Consider the following 17914-nt stretch of genomic DNA (forward strand, 5'->3'; position numbering starts at 1 on the left):
AATCACTCAAAATCATTTTGCTTGGGTAAACTGCTCAAGGGTTTGCAGAAGCTCTTTCTCTCTAAAGGGTTTGGAGAAATAGGCAGAAGCGCCCAGAGTCATTGCTAACTTACGATGCTTATCCCCACTTCGGGACGTCAGCATTGCCACAGGAATCGACTTAAAGTCAGCCTTAGCCTTCACATGGGCCAAGAAGCCGTAGCCATCCATCCGAGGCATCTCAATATCACACACCACGGCCTGAATCGGCAGACCTGAATCGAGTTTTTCCAGAGCATGTTGGCCATCCTTAGCCTGCTCAACCCGGTATCCTGCCTTTTCTAGCGTTAGGGCAAGGAATCGGCGAACATTAACGGAGTCATCCACCACCATTACCAAAGGCTGCTCAGTAGCGGTATCTAAAAGTGGAGTGTCGGAGCCAGATAAAGCACCTGCCAAACCACTAGAACCACTGGAGAAATCATTATTGCGATCATTCATCCAGTTGAGCAGACTGAGAGCATCGATCAGGGGAATAACCCGACCATCCCCCAAAATCGTACAGCCCGCAAAGCCTTCCGGCATAGCAATATTCCCTTCCGCCTGACGAATGGTAACTTCCTGTTCACTCCAATAGCGATCGACCTTCAAGCCCACTAACTCATTGCCATCAGCCACCATCAACACCGTAGGAGCATTGATACTAGGAGACTCTTCTGTATCCGGCAATTTCGCGATTCGGGGCAGTTTCAACCACTGACTGAGGCGAACCAACGGCACCATTTCCCCATCCCAGTTCAGGACTTCGGCCCCTGCACTATCTAAAACATCTTCAGAATTCAGTAGCATCATTTCTTCAATGATATCGGTGGGGAAGGCCAACATCATATTGGCAACTTCTACGAGCAATACCCGAATGACCGATAAGGTGAAAGGCACAGAAATGGTAAAGGTCGTTCCTACCCCGGCTTCCGTTTCAACGGCAATTGTGCCTCTAATTTTTTGGAGATTGGTGCGGACCACATCCATGCCGACACCTCGGCCAGACAAATCGGTCACTGCAGATGCCGTGCTAAATCCAGGTTCAAAAATCAAATCGAGTAAATCACTGGTGCTGGCATTGCGAAGATCCTCCGCGTCCAGCCCCATTTCCATGGCTCGATTTTTAATTTTATCGAGGTTAATACCGTCCCCATCATCCTTGATCGTAATTTGAGTTTGGTTACCTCGATACATTGCCCGAATTTCGATCACCCCCTTCGGGGGTTTACCGGCAGCAACCCGCGCTTCCGGCTTTTCGATCCCATGATCAAAGGAGTTGCGGATTAAGTGAATCAGCGGATCATTCAAGGATTCTAGAATTGAGCGGTCGACCAGGGTCGTCCCCCCGATAATCTTCAGCTCAACTTGCTTACCAAAGCGTAAACTCAAATCCCGCAATACTCGGGGGAATCGGCTGAGCAATTCCGAGACCGGACGCATTCTTACTTGCGTCATGTTGGTCTGAATCAGTTTTGAGGTTCGAGTGAGTCCTCGGGTGGTTTGTTCCGCATCCCCCAAACTGGTATTAATATCCCCAGTAACCTCCTGAATTTGTACCGCAGCTTCCATCAATTCTTGGGATAGCAAGTGCATTTCGCTGTAGCGGTCCATCTCTAGCAAATCAAAATCACTATCGAGATGCGGGTTACTATAGCTTGCTGGCGGTGTCGAACCATTGGTCGGGCTGCCCACTCCAACAGGAACAGCCATCGCTGGCAAAGCCTGGGCAGACACTTCCTGCACTGAAATTTTGTCGTAGGCGGCACGCAACTGAGCATTCGACTTATCAAGGGTGTGAACCCGGTCTCGCAACAGCTCGGTTAGATCCCGCAACTGCTTCAACTGCATTTGCAAACCATTTCGTTCAATAATCAGCTCTCCAAATAACTCATTGAGCTGATTGAGCTTACTAACCGGAACTCGAATCGTCGTATCTGCAGCCTCTGGTGCCGCTGCTGCAGCCGCCATCGGTTTGGCAACCGTCCGGGTCGAAGCACGCTTCCGAGCCGGTTTGCGTTCAGCAACTTTCGGCGCTTCTACAGGGGGACTGACCGACTGATCAGGAGTCGCGTCAAAGGAACTAATCAGGTCTACCGCTTCTGCAGCAAATGAGTCAGACCACTCTACCTCTTCTGCTATTTCTGGCTGAGTTGTAGAACTCTCCACCTCAAGGGCAGGCGCAGCCGTTTCTTCGGGGACGAAGGATTCAATTTCTTCAGCAATACCTGCCAAATCCACATCGGCAAAAGCATCCAAGTCTGCGGCGGGAGCGAGCTGTGGTTCTTCTAGCGCCGGTATCTCTACAGAAGAAGCGGCTTCTGAGGGGGCAACTGCTTCTAAATCTTGGGGTTCTAGGGTTAGGTCCGCCCCTGCAAATAGGTCGGATTCTGCGGCGGCTACTTCCAACTCTTGGGGGTCAAATTCTAACTCAGCCCCTGCAAATAAGTCTGGCTCGGCTACAGTCGCGTCTAATTCTTGAGGTTCAAATTCTAGCTCAGCCCCTGCAAGCAAGTCGGCTTCAGCTGGATCGGCTATTCCCAAATCGAGGGGTTCTAGAGAAAACTCCATGCCTGCAAATGGATCAGCGTCTTCCGGTGTCAGATCCGCTGAAACATCAGCAGGTTGTCCGATGGCACCTGCAATCTCTCCCAGAGAGCTAACATCCAGAGCGTCAGGAATCGCATCTTTTTGGCCCACTAGGACCATAGCTTGCGATCGCCGAAGTTCTTGCAAACCCACTTCAGCAATTTTGATCTGCTGATCTGGATCAGTTGAAGACTTCAGATATTGCAATGTTGACTGACATAAACCGTGAAATGCAGGTATATCAAGCATTTCTCCTAATCCACCTAATTCCTCCAGGGTGGAATCAAATTCAGCGACGATGATACTTACATCTTGACTGGCCATTTGCTCTTCTAACCGAGTCAGGCATTCTTCTACTTCTGACTCAAAAAGCACAAAGCTCATGTCTTCCCCCACCTCAGAAGAGAGGAGTGACGCTTCGTCCTCTGGCTGCGGGTCACCCAGTAAATCATGGAGTTGTTCCATAACCGGGTTGGCTTGGGTTTCGAGCCACTGCTCGTCAACGTCATCCCCCTGTTGATTAAGGGTTGCAACCTGACGCATGAAATCCATGCCCGTTAGCAACAGGCTTTCGGCTTCGCCATTCACCTCGACTTTACCGATTTTAAGGACTTTGAAAAAGTCCTCCAGACGGTGGGCCAACTGACTCAGGTTATGGAAGCCCATCAAGGCGGCTCCCCCCTTAACGGAGTGGGCAGCTCGCAGAACGCCATCCATTTGTTGTCGATCAACACCGCTGGTGCCTATTCCCAGAAGGCCCGATTCAATTTGGTGACAATGCTCAAAGGCTTCTTCCAGAAACTGAAGGCGAACTTCCTGTTCACTATCGTGGGACATGGTTTATCTCTCAGTACCAATTATTAACTCGGCAATCAGCCTGCGCCCGATATCAAGATTGAGTCAATCTTGTAGGGCGTTGTATGAAAAGGGCGGGTCAAAGCTGAATGAGGTCAGCCTATCTAGCTTTGACCCATCGGACTTCTAGTTAGGCTTCGCCAATTTTGAAGGTACTCACAGAAGTTTGGAGCTGCTTGGCAATTTCCACCGTTTCTTGTAGTGATTCGGCCACTTGGCGCGAAGAATCAGAGGTATTCTCAGACACTTTCGCCACGTTTTGAACCAGCTTAGACAGCATCTGGGCTTTCGCCGTCTGGGATGCGGTAGAACCAGAAATCGTTTGCACCAAGTCCGAAATCTGTTGGGACACTGACACAATTTGGCCAAGGCTTTGCTTGGTATCTTGGACCATGCGTGTTCCTTCAACCACCTGGGTTGTACCCACTTCCATCGCGTTGACCACCTCAGCAGTTTCTAGCTGAATGTTCTCCACAATTTGCTCAATTTCCTTCGTTGCTGTTGCAGACTGAGACGCTAGCGCACCCACTTCTTCCGCAACCACCGCAAAACCCCGACCTTCTTCACCAGCTCGAGCCGCCTCAATACTGGCGTTAATGGCCAGCAAGTTGGTCTGCAAGGCAATTTGGTTAATCAAAGAAACCGCTTTAGAAATCTGCTGAGAAGATTCACCCAATCGTTTCACTTTCTTAGCCGTTTCCGCAACGGTTTCGCGGAGCTGGTCAATACTCGCCACTGTGAGATCCATAGTGTTTCCACCATTCACCGCTGTTTCAGAGGCTGTCTTGGCGATTTCGGCAGCCTGTTGAGCGTTATCCGCAACTTCTTGGGCAGCTTGGGTCAAATCTTCCACGAATTGGAGGGACTGTTCCACTTGCTCGGCCTGGGCTGACGCCTCATCCGCCAACGTCACAATAGACGAGCTATTGGTTGACACTGAATCGTTCACCTGGGCAGAGGCAACTTGCACCTGGGCCACAATATCTCTCAAGTTCTCAATAATGGAGTTAAAGAAGTCACCCACAATTCCGATTTCGCTGGCGTCCACGTTGGCTCGGACAGTTAAGTCTCCATCAGAGGCCGCTTCAACGTCGGTCAATAGGGTCAGCAAGTCCGACTGCAACGCTTCATTCTGTTTTCGCTGGGTTTCGGCAGCTTCTTGCTGTCGTTTTAATTCTTGTTGAGAGGTATATTCTTGCTCCAACAACAGGGTTTGAAGTTGTTCCGCCATGGTGTTGATGTTGCCCCCCAGTTGAGCAAGCTCATCCTCTCCAGAGATATTTACCCGAGTCTCCAAGTCTCCTAGACCAATTGCGTTCACCGCTTCAGCAGACTCAATAATCGGTCGAGTAGCCCGTTCGGAGATAACGACCGCCAGGGCACCCACCACCACCGCGGCTGCGAGGGTACCTAGAATCAGGGCCAACTGCAACTGAGCCACCGATTGGAAGGCCACATCCTTATCTGTTTCCAGAATGACTTTCCAGCCCAAATCGGGTAAGTTTGCCAAGAACGGGTCGTCAGAACTGTTTAAGGTGTCGAACGGCACAATGGTCTCTAACTTGCCATCTTTATCGAGGGTTTGAATCTCTGAGGTCTTGACATCCTTAAACCAGGAGAATTTCTCATTGCCAGTTAAGGGCTTTCCGGTTTTATTGGCTGCCAGAATGGCTGCTTTGGCTTCATTCGATCCTGCAAACAGGTTGCCGTTTTGATCCACCAGATAGCCATTTTCATGGCCTTCAATGCCCTTGAGCAAATCTTCCAGGAAGGTTACTGGCATTCTGGCCCGGACCACACCAATGGGTTTGCCAGAGGTTCGATCAAGCACCACATTAGCGGTGTACACCGAGATTACCCCAGAAGATTGAGACAATAGGGGCTGAGAAATAATGGGTTGTCCAGATTTTACGGCGGCTTGGAAATAACTCCGGTCGCTGTGATTATCCAGGGCCTTGCCCGATGATTGGGCCATGACGTTTCCCTTCAAGTCGAAGAAAGCAACACTGTTGTAGATGGTGTAAGCCTTAATAAACTTGTCTAGGGATGCTTGTTTCGCTTCCCTAGAAGTAGATTTGCGCAGGGCCGGATCGACGAGAACATCCAAACCAGACATAATCTGGATGTCACCATATCTCTCCCGCATGTAGGAGGCAACCTTAGCCGAGATCTGGGTGGTCAGACTTTTTTTGTTCTCAATAATCTTGTTCGAAACCGAGTCGTTGGCAATAAAGTTGGCAACGAGTCCAATCACCGCTACGGGGATAACCCCCAGGGCAACCGCCAATGCCGTGGCCTTAGTTTTGAGTCCAAATCGCTGGGACAGGGGCTTCGCGGCCGCTGCTGGTGCAGAGGTAGCAATAGGTGCAGGGCTTTTCGAGATTTCTGCAACGGCCTTAGAGTCAGCCTCTTGCGGGTACGCCTCGTTTAAGCCAGAGGTCATCTGCTCTAGATCGAGGGGGACAATATTTTTGTCACCATGGCCATTATTGGTGGCTGTCTCATCTACATCTTTCATGTGCATGGGGAATCGTGCCTCTCTGAATACGGATAATGTTGTATAGAAGATTCAAGGCTCAATGAGCCTAAGAAATAAAATTGCTGTAGTGCTTTCTCCAGGGGGAGATCTTGGAAGATCACCCCGTTTTAGTTAGTTTTGACCGAAGGATTTTTCAATACTTCAAAACCTTTCCCCCTGGTGGTATTAACGCTGTAGTACGGATGAGTTAACAATTGCGTCAGGGTCCAGAACCAATAGAATTTCTTTTTCTTCTGGCAAACACCCCCGCAAATAGGGCGCAATATTAGGGGCAACGGTACCAATGGGAGACTGAACCGTATCTGTGGCGAACCGCGTTACACCATGTACAGTTGGAACAGCTAAGCCGAGGGGAACCTTTCCCACTTGGAGAATGGCAACGTTGAATTGTCTAGCGTTGGCCATTAAGCCGGTATAGCCCAGCATGATGGACAGGTCCACCACCCAAAACACCCGACTTCGCTGGTTCAACAGACCCAGGACACAGGTAGGCATATTGGGAATAGGCGAAACTTGCTCAACAGGCACCACAATGACTTCACGTGCTGCCTCCATGGGGAGTGCGACGGGCACACTCTCACTCAACCGCAACTTTAGGTAAGGATCACCTAATCCTTCCTGTGACGGCGATGATTGAAGGTCTAGGGTGGGCAGTGTCATGACTTAAACAGACCGAACAGCTTGGAGCAAATCTTCGCGGGTGAAGGGCTTGGTTACATAAGCGTCTGCCCCTTGCTTTTTACCCCAGAGCTTGTCTAAGTCTTGATTCTTAGAGGTACAAATCACCACGGGTAATTGCTGAGTCGCCTCATTCTTCTTCAAACTGCGACAGAGTTCAAAGCCACTCATGCCGGGCATCACTACATCCGTCACCACAAGATCGGGCTTCTGAGATTCTGCTTTGGCTAAGGCATCCTTCGCATCGGTTGTGCTGATAACGGCATAGCCAGCTTCTCGTAAATAACTACAAATTAGCTCTAGTTCCGCTGGACCATCATCCACTACTAAAATTGTTTTCATTTGTTGTTGCTCCTAAAACAAATAAAGTTAAGCTTGTAAACTGTGGCCTCATCTGATGTCTTCAGAGTGCCCCTTTTTATAAAAAATACCCCTAGGTGTATTTTTTAGGTCAGGTGGCGAAAGACCATTTTTTGAAGATCCGCTTGGGTAAACGGTTTGGTTAAATAGTCCGTGGCCCCAGCAACTTTGGCTTTGGCCCGGTCAATTAACCCTGTGTTTCCTGTTACCATCACCACCGGAATTTTCTTGAATTGAGAATTCTTGCGGATCAGGCGACAAAGCTCGTAACCATCCACCCAAGGCATGCCGACATCTAACAAAATCAAATCCGGCTTAGCCCGCATAATTTGGATTAAGGCTTTCACTGGATCGCTGATCATCACAACAGAAACGTTTTGATCTTGCAGATATCGATTAATGGTATTGAGAATGGCGGGGCTATCATCCACACAGGCAATGGTGTAGCTCTTCTGGCCAATCTCGCTGGTGCCAATATTTCCTAATGCAGCATCACTATTGGACTGTGCGCCACTAGACTGAGGGGCATTGCCAACCGCCCCGATGGCCAATCGAGGTAACTGATTAAAGGGGGGTTGTGGATCTTGCAATAAGATTACTTTGTCCACAATCAAAGAGTTGAGGTTTTGGGCCAGTTGGAGTTCATCGAGGTTGAGTAGCACCCCAAGGTGGCGAAAGCTAAATCCTCGCAGAATTTTCTGTAACTGTTGAACTTTACTCGGAGATAATTTTGCTGCTCCAGGACTCTGCTCTGAAAAATAGAGCCGCTGATGGGGGGACCAAACCATTGGCCCTAAAGCTTGCCAGGCATTCAAACGTTTCTGACATTTTTGCAGTAAGGGGGGGATGGTCTGCTTGGTATAAACAGGAAGGTGAGCCGACTTAGGTAAAAACTTATAGGTTCCTTCAGAGACCAACAAATAGGACTCTAGAATCTCGACGACAATGCCTTCTACCAAGGTTGCAGCTTCGGCAGGCTTTAGCTGGTTGGTTCTTACTAACCAAGAAATGGCTTGATAATCAGGGCAAATCTGCTCGGAGGAGTCGCCGTTAAAGTTGATTCTGACTTGAGTCCGTACTTCGCTGTTGAGGGAAGGAACCTGACGACTGAGCCGTCGCAAATGGTTATCTAACAGGTCCAGGGGGTCAGCCGAGTAGGTCGCATAAACTAACTGGCTTTCTTCAAGATAAAAAAACCAATTGATAGCGCCGTTAGAAACGACTAAGCAACCATCTTTTTTGGCATTAGCATGCTGGCTGAGCAAGTCTGCTACGTTCAACTTGTTTGAGATTTTGCCACTCATAGTTGCTGCCATGGGTATTGTTCTTCCTTCTCAACACACAACGATTTGGTGAACTCTGCATTTATGACACAGAGGAAAATAGGTAGTCAGTGGGAGTCATTCAGTTGAGAGAATACTTAGAAAAGTGTAGAAATCTACGTTAACGAAAATATGGATATGACACATTAAGTAATAATCGGTTATTTCTGTTCATGGTTGAAGATGTCTCAACCTGAATGTTCAGAAAGTCCTTATTTCAGAGCAAGTAGAGAATCTATAGTACTCTTCTGTTGGCTCTCTATGGGTCACATTATCTGTAACTGTTTCTATCCTTTGTCTGACTTCAGGTCATCCCTGCTATATGCTCTACAAACTGTATTTTTCCACTTAGGTTAACGGTCTTACTAAAGATCGTTACTCTTTATAGTTCCCCGTATGGGTCTTAACGGATCACCGTGAAATCAACTAGAAATATTTTTTTGTGATTGCAAAGTATAGGCTAATTCAAAAGACCCATGACAATTTTGCCATGGGTCTTTGCAAGAATTGCTTTCCTGCTTTTTATCTCTTGCGTAGGGTAATCCGACGATTGGGCTGAGCCATAAAAACTGACCCAACTGTCGTCCGACTTAACAGTGACCACAATTCAAGCGGATAGAGAGGCTAAACAGACTTAACCGTCCAACTCTAGATCCGTCATGGAGTCAGCCAATTCCTCTAGGGCCATCCTGGCAATATGCATTTCTGCTTCGACTTCCTCTTGAGGAAGAAGGGGAGTCGTCACCCGCGTGGGCTGCTGAGCAACCACTTTTAAGGATTGATGGACGGCAGCCCGTAGGCGTTGCCCAAATTGTTGTTGCCCTCGCTGCTTTTGCCGATAGACCCCTTCTTGACTAGAAGCATAAAGGGGTGGCAATCGATTGAGGGCATAGGATACGACGTCAATGCGGTTTAAAGCTTTGGCGGTTTCAGGTTTAAAGTTGCGGGTTTGCCGGTCGATTTCTTCTTCGACCAGCTCTTCCATCACGTTCTTATAGACCTGAGCTTTGTAAAATGCTTTTAACATGTGTTTAGCTAGTGTCCCTGCCTCATAAAACTAGTGTTCCCCATATTTTTTCAAATTTAGTATGGGACAGCCTCCGAATATTCTCGGTTAATCATGACTTTGCCCAGAGGCACATGCTTCTATATTGATCGGCTACTAATTTAGTTTTATACGTATTTTCCCCTAAAAGTATAAATTTAATCTAAGAAAGTTCATGCTCTGCCTACATTTCCTTAACCCAAGAATAGATTCATACTTATAAATACGGTTGAAATATTGAGATTAAAAGATTCATGTCGCCAGGTCTCTGCAGTGGCCGAGAAAGATTTGCTCGCGAAAGAATATGCCGTCTGCATCAATTGCTTAGCAGAATTTAGCTCATTAATGAACTGCATGTTCTTATGCAGTTGCTACATCAACTATTTATTTAGGGGGCTCTCTCAATTGATGGAACGGATAACGGTGGGGCTTAGTCCTTCTCTGCTCTAAAAACTTGAAGATCTACTGGCTGTTCCGATCTTAGGTATTGACTCAATATAGGTATGGCTAAATCACTAATTGGTCATTCCTATATTGTCAATATTTGATGATCAAGGCTGACATAGATAACTTTTTCTGGTGTATTGGTTCTCGAGAATAAAGCGGAAGGAGACAGGCTCCTCCCAGGTTTACTCGTTGATTTCTTTCTCGTCATCGGTAGAAATGATGTCAGAATAAAGACCAACCTCATCTGTTTAGCGAAATCATGAGCCAAATTCATTCCCATAGTGGCACTGGCATTCCCTTGACTGGCAACGATATTGATACGGATCGGATTATTCCTGCCCGGTTTTTGCGATGCGTGACCTTTGACAGTCTGGGACAACAGGTCTTTGCGGATGATCGCCAGCAAACGGGTGGACAGCATCCATTTGATTTACCACAATTCCAAGGGGCCAGCGTATTAGTCGTTAATGGCAACTTTGGTTGCGGTTCATCCAGGGAACATGCCCCCCAAGCGATTGCAAAATGGGGGATTAAGGCGATTGTCGGGGAAAGTTTTGCCGAAATCTTCTTTGGAAATTGTGTGGCGATTGGCATTCCTTGCGTTACGGCTGCTGCCGATGTGGTGCAACAACTACAATCCCATCTGACTCAGCATCCCGAAACGATGGTGCAGATTGACCTAGACCCACTGACTCTGACCTGGGGGGATGTCTCCCATGCCATTAGTATGGGCGAAGGCCCTCGGCAAATGATGCTATCTGGCACCTGGGATGCCTGTGGGCAATTGTTAGGCCAGGTCAAAAAGATCGAGAAAACAACAGAACGGTTACCTTATTTAGCCTGGAGTTGAGGCTGCGATCGCAGAACGGTCTCCAGCGTTTGCCAGTCTTTGGTGTGAATAATCCAAGGAGACAGTCTCACTTTTTTTAGGGCGTCTCCTTGTTGAACATACAATTGCCGCCCCTGGAGCTGTAGATCACTCAAGGTGCTGATGGAATAGGATCTGACCTTTTTTCCCAACATGTTATACAAAGCAACTTGGTCATGATGGATCGTAGCCATGGGTTTGGTGAAATAGCCAAAGCTAATATAGCCAATTAGGCATCCCAAGATCAGAGGGAAGTAAAACTTGCCTAAGAGCAAGAGCCAAACTCCCAAACCGATATTAAGCCCGCCCAATAACATAAAGACAATGGCGACCTCTCTTTTATAGCGGAGAAGGTAGGGGAGTTGAGGAAGGGAAGGATCTGTACTCATGTCTTGAGGTTAATGAAATAGCTCACCTCTATGATTACCACATCAAGATTTTCCCTGTCGTGGGGATTTCAAGCACAATAATAAGGTCTCGGCTTAATATGACTTGGCGGTAGGACGAGGCTGTAGACAGGCTTTGCAAATCGCTTCAATATGTCGATGGTCGGTCCCGCAACATCCCCCTAAGACATTCAGGTTAGGTAAGGCATCACTTAAATTTAAATATTGCTGACCCAGTTCCTGGGGGTTACCATCATCGAGTTCTACCGCTTCATCCAATTCGGCATGGCTTTTGGTGGATGCATTGGCCCGAAGTCCATGAATGCGGGTCAGCCAAGGTTCGTTGGTTGCAAATATATGATCGAAATGGGATGGATGAGCACAGTTGATCATGTAATAAATAGGTCCATTGCCCGTGGCGGCATCGACTTGTGCGATCGCATCTTTCAATACTTGCCCCGTCGGTAATTTGCCGTCAGTTTCCACGGTGAAGGAGATAACCACAGGCATACCGACTAAGTGGGCTGCTCTCGTAATGCCAATGGCTTCTTCGGCATAGGTCATGGTGACGGCACTGACCATATCGGCTTCGGCATCCCGAAAGGCTTCAATTTGAGGGAGATGGTATACCTGAGCTTCGGCTGGAGTCATGGCGGTATCGACCTGATACCCGTCTCCCCGAGGGCCGATACAGCCACTAATCACCATGCGGCTGGTTTCGGTTTCGTATTGTTGGCGAATGGTATGCAGAAGTGCGATCGCATTCCGATTCATGGCGGCTAACTCGGCTGCATCATACCCAAGCTTGGTGCCCCAGTCTGGATTGGCTCTCCACGTTGCACTTTCTAGAATCAGGCCCACTTCATAGGTCTGAGCGAGCTGAGCATAGGTTTGAAAGTACTCGTAGAGAGCTTGATACCCTGGATTATCTTTTAATAAATCGAAGGCAGCAAAATTAGGTAAATCGATGCCTTGATGAAAGATTAGGGTGGTTTCTAGCCCCCCGTCCGTCAAAAAAACGTCGCTCGATAATTGGGGTAAATTTTGTCGATATTGAGGCATGGGCTGCTCCCCTGTCAGATGCATATACCTTTCAGGGTGTGGGATTTCAACAGACGGAACAATGATCACTATCACCCCAGTTCAACACCCCAATCACAGCCCCTACCGCTCATTTCACTGCCATTTATTTTGCCGCCGTCGCATGGATTGGGTGATCTGTTTCCAACGAGCTTTGGTGTTGATCTGCGCTTTTTGATCTTGCTGGCGGTACAGATAGGCTTCTTCTTTGCGGATTAATCGTTTTGAATAAAAGTGACCATGCAGTGCAGGCTTTTGTCAGGATGTGCGAACGATGCAATTTCAGGCTGGGCAGGGGAAGCGGAGTCAGTGAATTCTATGCAAGCCGACCTATTCAGCAACATCCATCAGCAGAGCGTTAGCCTCAAGAAAGAGTTGCACTACTTCCTTCATAGTTTGTAGCAATGGTGATGGACTCTAGAGGGTAGCACGTTATTCTAAATGGGAGATCTAACTTGCATACTCTAATGGTTGCCTCCCCAGAACAAGTCCATCTCTCCCCAGAACAATATCTTTCCCATGAGGAAGCCAGTCCCATCAAGCATGAATACCGGGATGGGGAAGTCTATGCAATGGCAGGTGCATCAGATGCCCATGTCACCATTGCAGGCAATCTATTTGCAATCTTACGCAATCACATCAGAGGGTCTGGATGCCGAGTCTATATCTCGGATATGAAAGCACGTGTCAACCCGAACAATCGTTTTTTCTATCCTGATGTCATGGTGACCTGTGATGATCGCGATCAGGCAACAGCAACCTACAAACAATTTCCCTCCTTGATTGTGGAAGTCCTTTCGGCCTCCACTGAAGCTTTTGACCGGGGGGATAAATTTGCCGATTATCAGTCCCTTGAGAGTCTGCAGGAATATGTGTTAATCAACGCTAAACGGCAACGAATTGAGTGCTTTCGTCGGAGTGAAGGTAGATGGGTTTTGGAAACCTACACCTCTACCAGTGAGACCTTCACGTTGAGTAGCATCAATTACGAGGGAGAGATGGCGGCGATCTATGAAGATGTGATTTTTGATCCACCCACTCCTGAGCCGTCTGATCGCTAAGCTGTAAGGTCTTAGAAATAATCTTCTTCAACGCAGGTGAACAGAGTCATGAAGATTTTCAAGTTCTGTGGTGTTGGGAGTTGCTGCGTCATATGATAGATAGCCTGTGTGCTTTCTATCGAAACAATCATGACTCAGTCCTATCGAATTACGCTGTTGCCAGGAGATGGTATTGGCCCTGAAATCATGGCCGTGGCCGTTGATATTCTTAAGGTTGTGGGGCAGCAGCAAAATTTGACCTTTGAATTTAATGAGGCATTGATTGGAGGAGCGGCCATTGATGCAGTAGAGAACCCGCTACCGAAACAAACCTTAGATGCCTGTCGCCAGAGTGATGCCGTATTGCTGGCCGCAATTGGGGGCTATAAATGGGACACAATGCCCCGTCATCTCCGTCCTGAGACTGGGCTGTTGGGATTACGGGCAGGACTAGAACTCTTTGCCAATCTGAGACCCGCCCAAATTCTGCCCCAGCTGATTGATGCGTCCAGTCTAAAACCTGAGGTGGTTGAAGGCGTGGACATCATGGTGGTGCGAGAGCTAACAGGCGGCATATATTTCGGCTCACCCAAAGGGGTGTTTAGCACCGAAACGGGGGAGCAACGGGGCGTCAATACAATGGCCTATACCGTGGCAGAGATTGATCGGATTGGTCGAGTCGCCTTTGAAACGGCCCAAAAACGGAGTGGCAAGCTCTGTTCTGTGGATAAAGCAAATGTGTTGGAAGTGTCGCAACTGTGGCGCGATCGCATCACCGCATTGTCATCCGAATACCCTGATGTAGAGCTCTCTCATCTGTACGTGGATAACGCCGCTATGCAGCTCGTCCGCTGGCCCAAACAGTTCGACACCATCGTTACCAGTAACCTATTCGGCGATATTCTCTCAGATATTGCTGCCATGCTCACAGGCAGTATCGGCATGTTGCCCTCTGCCAGTTTAGGTGCGGATGGTCCAGGGGTATTTGAACCGGTTCATGGCTCTGCCCCAGATATTGCGGGTCAGGATAAGGCAAATCCTTTAGCCCAAGTTTTGAGCGTAGCAATGATGTTGCGCTATGGGTTGGATCAACCCGCAGCGGCGGATAAAGTTGAGTCCGCTGTGCTGACTTTGTTGGCTCAAGGTTATCGGACAGGTGATATTCAATCGCCAGGTACAACGGTCTTAGGTTGTAAGGCCATAGGGGAAACTCTGATCCAGATTTTGAATCAGAGTTAAATACTCTCCAACTCTCCATTGGTCATAAAGTTTAGCTTAATTGAGCAACAATTTTGTTCAAGCATTATAGCTAGTCTACAATCGTTGTTTCACACAGGTGTTGTAGCCAGTGCATCTCTTATAGCGGCAGACGACCGCTTAGACTCTACGCTTACTAATAATTTAGTCGGGCAGAATAGCACGATCAAAGATACTACCCTTAAGACGAGTATGAACTTCCGTAAGAGTAGCTCCCATTAGATTACTATCAGTGAAGTCAGCACAACCTCTGGCCTCATCCAAATTGACTCCTCGCATATCAGCTTCCCTGAAGCTAGTTCCCAAAATGCTAGTAGCCCCCAAATCAGCACCACACAAGTTGACATTATTGAACAGAGCACCTTCGAGGAACGCTTGATACATTTGGGCCATACTGAAGTTGGCTTCATAACAGTTAGCCCCTATCAATCTCGTCCCTCCAAGAATGGCATTTTGGAAATTAGCACGTCCAAGCATGGCGCTGGTCAAATCAGCAGCATCCAGGATAGCTCCACTCAAGTTAGCTCCTTCCAAGTTAGCCGTAATCATTTTGGCCTTTTTCAGTTTGGCACCAGACAGATCAATTCCTCTCAAGTCAGCTTGAATAAAACTAGCCTTCCAGAGATTTATACCTCTGAAATCCCGCTCCCCAGCGGCATATCGCTCCATTAATTCCTCAGCAGTCATCACTACAACTCCCAAAACACAATGGTTTCAATGCCTCCAGGATTCCACTCCATTTAACCTCAACTTCCCAGGCATAAAGATCCTAAACAGTCAGCCCATAGGGGAAACCCTGATTCAGATACTGAACCAGGGCTGATGGGGAATATAAACACTTAGATCAAGAGAGCAGTCAGACTGCGGGGTAAAACCCTTTAGTTCAGAGCTTCAGCACCGCCGACCACCTCAAGCAGCTCTTGAGTAATCGCTGCTTGCCGAGCCTTGTTATAAGACAAGGTCAAGGTACTAATTAGATCAGAAGCATTATCACTAGCATTGTTCATCGCAGTCATTCGAGCAGCCAATTCACTGGCGGCTGATTCTTGCAATGCCCGCAGTAGCTGGTTGTTTAGATACAGTGGCAATAAAGCATCCAAAATTTGAATGGGATTTTGCTCAAAGATCATATCTGAAGGCATTTCCTGGGGAGCAGATCGATCCAATCGTTCGCGCTCCACCTGAAACTCACCTCCTCGAGTGGTTAATCGGAAGACCTCATCTTCCTCTGCCACCACCAACTCATCAGGGTCGAGAGGAAGTAGGGTTTGGACCACAGGTTTAGAATTCACCAGGGAAAGAAACCGGGTATAAATCAACTCAACATGATCAACTGTTTCTGAGAGATACAGCGATAAGAGTTCATCCGCAATACCAGAGGCTTCTTGAGCCGTAGGAATTTGCTCTAAAGCATCGTAAGTAGCTGAGATTGGCTGATCACGGCGCTGAAAGTACTGAATCGCTTTCCGACCCACGAGGACAAACGTATAGTCAATCCCTTTAGCTTTCAGTTCATTGGATCGCACTTCAGCTCGTTTGATGGCGTTACTGTTGTAGGCACCACAGAGACCACGGTCTCCAGTGATCACCAACAAACAGACTTTACTTAGAGCCCGTTCTCGCAGCAGCGGTAATTCCACTTCTTCGAATCGAAGTCGAGCTTGCAAGCCATAGAGGACCTGAGCTAAACGATCAGCGAAGGGACGGGTTGCTGTCACCTGCTCCTGGGCACGTCGGACCTTGGCGGCGGCCACTAGCCGCATCGCCTCAGTAATTTTCTTGGTATTCTTGACCGTCGAAATGCGATCACGAATCGATTTGAGGTTTGGCATAATTCCCTCCTAGACCGCAGCCATAAAAGCTTTCTTGAAATCAGCGATGGCTGTTTTTAGAATCCCTTCGGCTTCATCACCCATCTTCTTCTCGCCTCGGACCAAGTCACCATATTTGGCGTGGTTGGCTTTCAAATCATCCCGCATCCCTTGGACAAATTCTGTCACTTTATCTGTAGGGACATCATCAAGATAGCCATTGGTACCGGCATAAATCACTGCAACCATCTCTTCTACAGGTAGAGGAGAATATTGAGGCTGTTTCAGAATTTCCCGGAGGCGTGCTCCACGAGCCAACTGATTTTGAGTCGCTTGATCCAAGTCAGAGGCAAACTGAGCAAAGGCTTCCAGTTCAGCAAACTGAGCCAATTCCAGCTTCAACTTACCGGCAACCTGTTTCATCGCTTTAATCTGAGCAGCAGATCCCACTCGGGACACTGAAATACCAGCATTAATGGCAGGACGCAGACCGGCGTTAAACAAGTCAGAAGACAAGAAGATCTGACCGTCAGTAATGGAAATAACGTTAGTAGGAATATAAGCCGACACGTCACCCGCTTGGGTTTCCACAATCGGTAGTGCGGTCATACTTCCTTCACCCAGTTCAGGGCTTAGCTTTGCAGCCCGCTCCAACAAACGAGAGTGGAGATAGAACACATCACCAGGATAGGCTTCACGTCCGGGTGGACGACGGAGTAGCAAGGACATCTGACGATAGGCCTGAGCTTGCTTGGAGAGGTCATCGTAGATCACCAAGGTGTGCTTGCCTTTGTACATAAAGTACTCAGCAATAGCTGCGCCAGTATAAGGAGCCAAATATTGTAGAGTGGCGGGGTCGTTAGCGTTAGCAGCAACCACAACAGTGTAGTCAAGGGCGCCCCGTTCTCTCAGGACTTCAACTACCTGAGCCACGGTAGAGGCTTTCTGACCAATAGCAACGTAGACACAAATCACATCTTCAGACTTTTGGTTGAGGATGGTGTCAATCGCAACGGCTGTTTTACCCGTTTGACGGTCACCAATAATCAACTCTCGCTGGCCTCGGCCAATAGGCACCATGGAGTCAATCGCAGTGATGCCCGTTTGCATGGGCTCATACACAGACTTCCGCTCAATAATGCCAGGGGCAGGAGACTCAATCAGGCGAGTTTCAGATGTGTTCATATCGCCCTTACCATCGATGGGGCGAGCTAGAGCATCTAGAACGCGACCAACCAAGGCATCACCCACAGGGATTTGGGCGATTTTACCAGTTGAACGAACGGTACTCCCTTCCTGGAGTTCGCGACCGTCTCCCATCAGCACCACACCGACGTTATCCTCTTCCAGGTTGAGGGCAACACCTACAGTGCCATCTTCAAATTCTAAGAGTTCTCCGGCCATGGCTTTTTCTAAGCCATAAACACGGGCGATACCGTCACCCACTTGGAGTACGGTACCAACATTGTCAACTTTGACTTGTTGATCGTATTGCTCAATCTGTTGGCGAATAATATTGCTAATTTCGTCGGGTCTGATGCTTACCATGGGACTTGCTCTAATTTGTGATGTGGGTAGAGGTCAAACAACTTAAGCGGTAATCAAGAAAATTACCATTA

Annotated in this window: 14 protein-coding genes; 3 read left to right on the top strand and 11 right to left on the bottom strand. The window is 48.1% G+C overall.

Going from position 1 to position 17914, the window contains the following annotated elements; genetic code table 11:
- Positions 1-12: 12 nt before the first annotated feature.
- From I1H34_RS16195 to I1H34_RS16220, 6 genes are all read right to left on the bottom strand, one after another.
- Entirely contained in the window at positions 13-3444 is a 3432-nt protein-coding gene (locus I1H34_RS16195) for a hybrid sensor histidine kinase/response regulator (protein WP_212662059.1), read from the bottom strand.
- 148 nt (positions 3445-3592) lie between these two features.
- Positions 3593-5986 (bottom strand): methyl-accepting chemotaxis protein, encoded by a 2394-nt coding sequence (locus tag I1H34_RS16200; protein ID WP_212662060.1) that lies wholly within the window; start codon positions 5984-5986, stop codon positions 3593-3595.
- 180 nt (positions 5987-6166) lie between these two features.
- A complete protein-coding gene (locus I1H34_RS16205) occupies positions 6167-6661 on the bottom strand; it encodes a chemotaxis protein CheW (protein WP_212662061.1) in 495 nt (164 codons plus the stop codon).
- A gap of 3 nt (positions 6662-6664) precedes the next feature.
- Positions 6665-7021 carry a response regulator transcription factor gene (locus tag I1H34_RS16210; RefSeq protein ID WP_212662062.1) on the bottom strand — a complete coding sequence of 119 codons (357 nt, stop codon included), beginning with the start codon at positions 7019-7021 and terminating at the stop codon, positions 6665-6667.
- Positions 7022-7125: 104 nt separating this feature from the next.
- On the bottom strand, positions 7126-8355 hold the full coding sequence (locus I1H34_RS16215; RefSeq protein WP_212662063.1) for a response regulator: 1230 nt from the start codon (positions 8353-8355) through the stop codon (positions 7126-7128).
- A gap of 640 nt (positions 8356-8995) precedes the next feature.
- Entirely contained in the window at positions 8996-9388 is a 393-nt protein-coding gene (locus tag I1H34_RS16220; protein ID WP_010474433.1) for a late competence development ComFB family protein, read from the bottom strand.
- Between the two features lie 724 nt (positions 9389-10112).
- Here I1H34_RS16220 and leuD point away from each other — a divergent pair.
- Complete coding sequence (gene leuD / locus I1H34_RS16225) at positions 10113-10703, top strand: 3-isopropylmalate dehydratase small subunit (RefSeq protein WP_212662064.1); 591 nt, start codon at positions 10113-10115, stop codon at positions 10701-10703.
- On the opposite strand, the gene I1H34_RS16230 is transcribed toward leuD, so the two are convergent.
- Positions 10685-11110, bottom strand: a complete 426-nt coding sequence (locus I1H34_RS16230) for a hypothetical protein (RefSeq protein WP_212662065.1) — start codon at positions 11108-11110, stop codon at positions 10685-10687. The genes leuD and I1H34_RS16230 overlap by 19 nt on opposite strands.
- Before the next feature lie 93 nt (positions 11111-11203).
- Complete coding sequence (locus I1H34_RS16235) at positions 11204-12169, bottom strand: homocysteine S-methyltransferase family protein (protein ID WP_212662066.1); 966 nt, start codon at positions 12167-12169, stop codon at positions 11204-11206.
- A 485-nt stretch (positions 12170-12654) separates the two neighbouring features.
- Here I1H34_RS16235 and I1H34_RS16240 point away from each other — a divergent pair, with 485 nt between their 5' ends.
- Together I1H34_RS16240 and leuB are read left to right on the top strand one after the other, a co-directional pair.
- Entirely contained in the window at positions 12655-13248 is a 594-nt protein-coding gene (locus tag I1H34_RS16240) for a Uma2 family endonuclease (RefSeq protein WP_212662067.1), read from the top strand.
- 129 nt (positions 13249-13377) lie between these two features.
- Entirely contained in the window at positions 13378-14466 is a 1089-nt protein-coding gene (gene leuB, locus I1H34_RS16245) for a 3-isopropylmalate dehydrogenase (protein ID WP_212662068.1), read from the top strand.
- A gap of 162 nt (positions 14467-14628) precedes the next feature.
- Here leuB and I1H34_RS16250 read toward each other — a convergent pair whose 3' ends face one another.
- From I1H34_RS16250 to atpA, 3 genes are all read right to left on the bottom strand, one after another.
- Complete coding sequence (locus I1H34_RS16250; protein ID WP_212662069.1) at positions 14629-15171, bottom strand: pentapeptide repeat-containing protein; 543 nt, start codon at positions 15169-15171, stop codon at positions 14629-14631.
- A 191-nt stretch (positions 15172-15362) separates the two neighbouring features.
- Positions 15363-16316 (bottom strand): F0F1 ATP synthase subunit gamma, encoded by a 954-nt coding sequence (locus I1H34_RS16255; protein ID WP_212662070.1) that lies wholly within the window; start codon positions 16314-16316, stop codon positions 15363-15365.
- A gap of 9 nt (positions 16317-16325) precedes the next feature.
- Positions 16326-17843 carry a F0F1 ATP synthase subunit alpha gene (atpA, locus tag I1H34_RS16260; RefSeq protein WP_212662071.1) on the bottom strand — a complete coding sequence of 506 codons (1518 nt, stop codon included), beginning with the start codon at positions 17841-17843 and terminating at the stop codon, positions 16326-16328.
- Between the last annotated feature and the right edge of the window lie 71 nt (positions 17844-17914).

Source organism: Acaryochloris marina S15 (assembly GCF_018336915.1).
Taxonomy (GTDB): Bacteria; Cyanobacteriota; Cyanobacteriia; order Thermosynechococcales; family Thermosynechococcaceae; genus Acaryochloris; species Acaryochloris marina_A.

Bases quoted from the DNA above. Each gene is read 5' to 3' on its own strand.
- I1H34_RS16195 (WP_212662059.1), bottom strand. From the start codon at position 3,444: ATGTCCCACGATAGTGAACAGGAAGTTCGCCTTCAGTTTCTGGAAGAA.
- I1H34_RS16200 (WP_212662060.1), bottom strand. From the start codon at position 5,986: ATGCACATGAAAGATGTAGATGAGACAGCCACCAATAATGGCCATGGT.
- I1H34_RS16205 (WP_212662061.1), bottom strand. From the start codon at position 6,661: ATGACACTGCCCACCCTAGACCTTCAATCATCGCCGTCACAGGAAGGA.
- I1H34_RS16210 (WP_212662062.1), bottom strand. From the start codon at position 7,021: ATGAAAACAATTTTAGTAGTGGATGATGGTCCAGCGGAACTAGAGCTA.
- I1H34_RS16215 (WP_212662063.1), bottom strand. From the start codon at position 8,355: ATGGCAGCAACTATGAGTGGCAAAATCTCAAACAAGTTGAACGTAGCA.
- I1H34_RS16220 (WP_010474433.1), bottom strand. From the start codon at position 9,388: ATGTTAAAAGCATTTTACAAAGCTCAGGTCTATAAGAACGTGATGGAA.
- leuD (WP_212662064.1), top strand. From the start codon at position 10,113: ATGAGCCAAATTCATTCCCATAGTGGCACTGGCATTCCCTTGACTGGC.
- I1H34_RS16230 (WP_212662065.1), bottom strand. From the start codon at position 11,110: ATGAGTACAGATCCTTCCCTTCCTCAACTCCCCTACCTTCTCCGCTAT.
- I1H34_RS16235 (WP_212662066.1), bottom strand. From the start codon at position 12,169: ATGCCTCAATATCGACAAAATTTACCCCAATTATCGAGCGACGTTTTT.
- I1H34_RS16240 (WP_212662067.1), top strand. From the start codon at position 12,655: ATGGTTGCCTCCCCAGAACAAGTCCATCTCTCCCCAGAACAATATCTT.
- leuB (WP_212662068.1), top strand. From the start codon at position 13,378: ATGACTCAGTCCTATCGAATTACGCTGTTGCCAGGAGATGGTATTGGC.
- I1H34_RS16250 (WP_212662069.1), bottom strand. From the start codon at position 15,171: ATGACTGCTGAGGAATTAATGGAGCGATATGCCGCTGGGGAGCGGGAT.
- I1H34_RS16255 (WP_212662070.1), bottom strand. From the start codon at position 16,316: ATGCCAAACCTCAAATCGATTCGTGATCGCATTTCGACGGTCAAGAAT.
- atpA (WP_212662071.1), bottom strand. From the start codon at position 17,843: ATGGTAAGCATCAGACCCGACGAAATTAGCAATATTATTCGCCAACAG.